This is a genomic window from Candidatus Symbiothrix dinenymphae (assembly GCF_001431085.1).
The window spans coordinates 1-3396 of sequence record NZ_BBRU01000560.1 but is presented as its reverse complement, the minus strand read 5'-3'; the positions used below and the strand labels follow the sequence as shown (position 1 = coordinate 3396).

General features: G+C 40.7%; 5 protein-coding genes. All 5 read right to left on the bottom strand.

The features are described 5' to 3' along the window. A partial coding sequence (locus ASC50_RS05790) for a HisA/HisF-related TIM barrel protein (protein ID WP_262482205.1) occupies positions 1–182 on the bottom strand: 182 nt, incomplete at its 3' end. 4 nt (positions 183–186) lie between these two features. Next, positions 187–900, bottom strand: coding sequence for an RloB family protein (locus ASC50_RS05785; RefSeq protein ID WP_055432116.1), 714 nt, complete (start codon positions 898–900; stop codon positions 187–189). Positions 901–912: 12 nt separating this feature from the next. Further along, complete coding sequence (locus ASC50_RS05780; RefSeq protein WP_055432117.1) at positions 913–2172, bottom strand: AAA family ATPase; 1260 nt, start codon at positions 2170–2172, stop codon at positions 913–915. Between the two features lie 96 nt (positions 2173–2268). Continuing rightward, positions 2269–2985 carry a 1-(5-phosphoribosyl)-5-[(5-phosphoribosylamino)methylideneamino]imidazole-4-carboxamide isomerase gene (hisA, locus tag ASC50_RS05775; protein ID WP_056928807.1) on the bottom strand — a complete coding sequence of 239 codons (717 nt, stop codon included), beginning with the start codon at positions 2983–2985 and terminating at the stop codon, positions 2269–2271. A 2-nt stretch (positions 2986–2987) separates the two neighbouring features. After that, the coding region (locus ASC50_RS05770; RefSeq protein WP_158648521.1) for a BamA/TamA family outer membrane protein at positions 2988–3396 on the bottom strand (409 nt) is incomplete at its 5' end.

The following is a 3396-nucleotide window of genomic DNA, read 5'->3' as shown; positions in this document are numbered from 1 at the left end:
GTTTTGCGTCCCTCGTGCGAGGCGGTGATGTCGAGATAGACCAACTCGTCGGCACCCTGTTCGCTGTATTGTCTGCCTAATTCCACAGGGTCGCCGGCATCGCGAAAATTGACGAAGTGGATGCCTTTGACGGTGGAGCCGTCTTTCACGTCTAAGCAGGGGATGATACGTTTTGCAAGCATTTGTTTATTCTCCTTTATTAAATTTGTTCTTGATTTCTTCGTTTAATTCGTCTGATTTTCCAATTAGTTCTTCAACCAATTTGAACACATAAGTGCAAGGATTATGCTCTGCAAATTTTTCATCATCATACGAATTAGATAGTTTTTCCGCATTTGCTATTGCTTGTGTCTGGTCGCCGTATTTTTGCAAAATAGCGTATGTATCAGTAGCCTCTTTTAGATATTTATAAGGTTTCTTTTTACTTTTCCACTTTTTATTTACTTCTTGTTCTATTGCTTTTTTATACTCATCTCTACTCATTGCAGTGACCCGATTATGAAAATGCAATAAATACCACAGTTCAAAGGCTTCATTACTCCAAGCACAACCAATATTATGGGTTTTTGCCTTTAGAATCGCACTGTTAAACGCATTAGGCTTGAAATTGTCCTTATCAAACACTGCCCATACTCTGTCATATTTTTGCACTGACTTATCCCTCAGTTTGATGGCTTTTTCTACAACTTTAAGCGTACTTATTCCTCCTCCGTCACATTTTACATCCAAAACAATATTGCCAATCTGCTTTGGAAAACTTTTGAAATAGTTTGGCTCCGTTTTTTCGCCCTCACAAACAATTAGAAAAAAGACTCTTACATCTCTGCTCGCTTTCTTTTTATTGCTTTTATATGCAAACTTTTTCTGTAAAGCATTATCAATTTTTATCACTCTTGCCATATTGTTCGGTTTTTAATTGGTAATAAAAGGAATAGCTCCGTATCTGCCCCGAATGTAATTTTTCTCAAGATTGGCATCATTTCTGACTTTAGAACCATCAGGTAAATTGAAATCATAAAGAGAATACAAATCAGTTTGCTCTCTGTCATCTTTTTCAGTAAACCAAACTTGGTCGCGTCTAAACAAATCTGCATTTAACAAATTTGTGTCGTGCGTAGCAAACAAGAGCTGTGCGTTGTTAGGGTTTGTTTGCGGGTCATTAAACAAATTGACTATCTGAATGGTAATTAACGGATGCAATTTTGAATCCAACTCATCAATTATCAATACATTACCCAATAGTAATGTGTCAAAGATCGGACCTGATAAATCCATTATCTTTTTTGTTCCTTCGGATTCATTTTCCACGCTATCTAATAAAACAGTATCTGTTATTTTTCCATTTTTATCATATTTATTATGGATGGTCTTAAGGGCAATAATCGTTGCGCCGGGCATCTCTTTAGCAAGTTTATCTTTCATGTTCTTAGGTATTGATTTAGGCAAGTCTGTTGGCGTAAATTCAGATTCAATAATTTGGACATCTTTAAAGCCTAATTTTAGTGTTTGAAAGAGTGACAAAGATTCTTTGCTGCCTGCTAACTTTTTGCGAAGCATATTTAATGAAAATCTACTGTAATCCTTATGAGTAACGCCGGATAAGACCGCATAATTCCTAAAACATTCCATTATTTGCTTTGAAATAACTCCTCCAAGTTGGGCAACCAACGAAATAAAAAGCCGATTATCATTCGTTGCTTCTTCTTTTCCCTGTCCTTCTTCAAATTGGGCTGAAACACCTATTCCTTCTTGAGTTCTTATGAAAAGAGCCTTTTCTGTCTTGGAACTTTTGCCGGTAAAAAGCCATTCATTTACAATTTTTGTTTGGCTATATTCAAAGCCATATCGGAATTTCTTGTTTTCCTTAATGAAGATAACTTCAAAAAAAGTAGGCGTATTTTTATTCTCTGCAGAAAGCAAAAATGGAGTAAACTCTAATTCGTCGGAATCGTTTAATTTTACCGAGTTTAAAACCAAATCACGCATCAGATGTAACGCTTTAATCAAATTGCTTTTCCCACTTGAATTAGCCCCATAGACAACAATCGACCGCAGAAGGTTATGGCTCGAAATCACATTTTGTTTCAATTCCGAAATGCCTTGCGCCTCAAAATCGAGTGTTCTTCGTTCATTAAACGAAAGAAAATTCCCAACAGTAAATTTAATTATCATATTATTGCCTTTGAAATTATTCCGCAAAGATAATGTTTTTTTTGGAAGCAAATCACTTTTTTCGCTTTATTTTGAGAATTTTTCTCAAAATAAATGCTATTTCACCAATTCCTTCAATGTAATTTTCCCCTCATAAATCGCTTCGCCGACAATCACCCCCGGAATATGCGCAGCATCCAATTTCTGCACATCTTCAATGCACGAAACGCCGCCGCTGGCTATCAAATGACATTCTGCATTGGCAGCCAAAATCTGTTTGTAAAGGTCAATATTGGGACCCGTCAGCATCCCGTCGCAACTAATATCGGTGCAAATGACTTTGGAAATGCCTTGCTTGCGCCATTTTTCGATGAAGGGGAGAATTTCTTCGTTGCTGTCTTCCGTCCAGCCCGTTACAGACACTTTATTGTCGCGACAGTCGGCTCCCAGAATGATTTTGTCGGCACCGAACTTGTCTATCCAGCGTTGAAACAACTCCGGATTGTTTACGGCGATACTGCCTCCGGTCACCATCTGCGCCCCACAGTCGAATGCCACATTGAGGTCGAAGCCCGATTTCAGCCCGCCGCCAAAATCAATAACCAGCGAAGTGTGCGTTGCAAGCCGCTCCAGCACATCAAAATTGACAATGTGTTGCGCCTTGGCACCATCCAAATCCACCACATGCAGGCGGCGAATACCGTGGGCTTCAAACATTTTGGCAACCTCCAACGGGTCTTCATTATACACCGTCTTCTGCGCATAATCGCCCTTAGCAAGCCGCACACACTTGCCATCCAAAATATCTATCGCAGGAATTATCTCTATATTCATAATTAAAACTCTTGCCCAAGTATGAAATGAATTTGCGACCCTGAGATATTGCTCGAGGGGGTTGGGCGGTCGAAACCATACGCCCAATCCAGCCCCATCAGCCCTATCATCGGGAGGAAGATGCGGACTCCTATGCCTGCCGAGCGTTTCAAATCGAAGGGGTTGAAAAACTTCGTTTGCGACCACGCATTGCCCGCTTCCATGAACGCTAAACCGTAAATCGTTGCCGACTGTTCGAGCATGAACGGGTAGCGCAACTCCAAACTCAGGCGCGTGTAGGCATAGCCGTCCTGATTGGGGGTGAGCGAACCGCCCTCGTAGCCACGCAAGCCGACGGTTTCGTTGGCATACATCGTGGAGTAGCCGGTCATCCCGTCGCCACCCATGTAGAATGTTTGGAACGGATTGTAT

Coding starts and splice junctions, on each gene's coding strand:
- hisA (WP_056928807.1), bottom strand. CDS start 2,985: ATGAATATAGAGATAATTCCTGCGATAGATATTTTGGATGGCAAGTGT.
- ASC50_RS05785 (WP_055432116.1), bottom strand. CDS start 900: ATGGCAAGAGTGATAAAAATTGATAATGCTTTACAGAAAAAGTTTGCA.
- ASC50_RS05780 (WP_055432117.1), bottom strand. CDS start 2,172: ATGATAATTAAATTTACTGTTGGGAATTTTCTTTCGTTTAATGAACGA.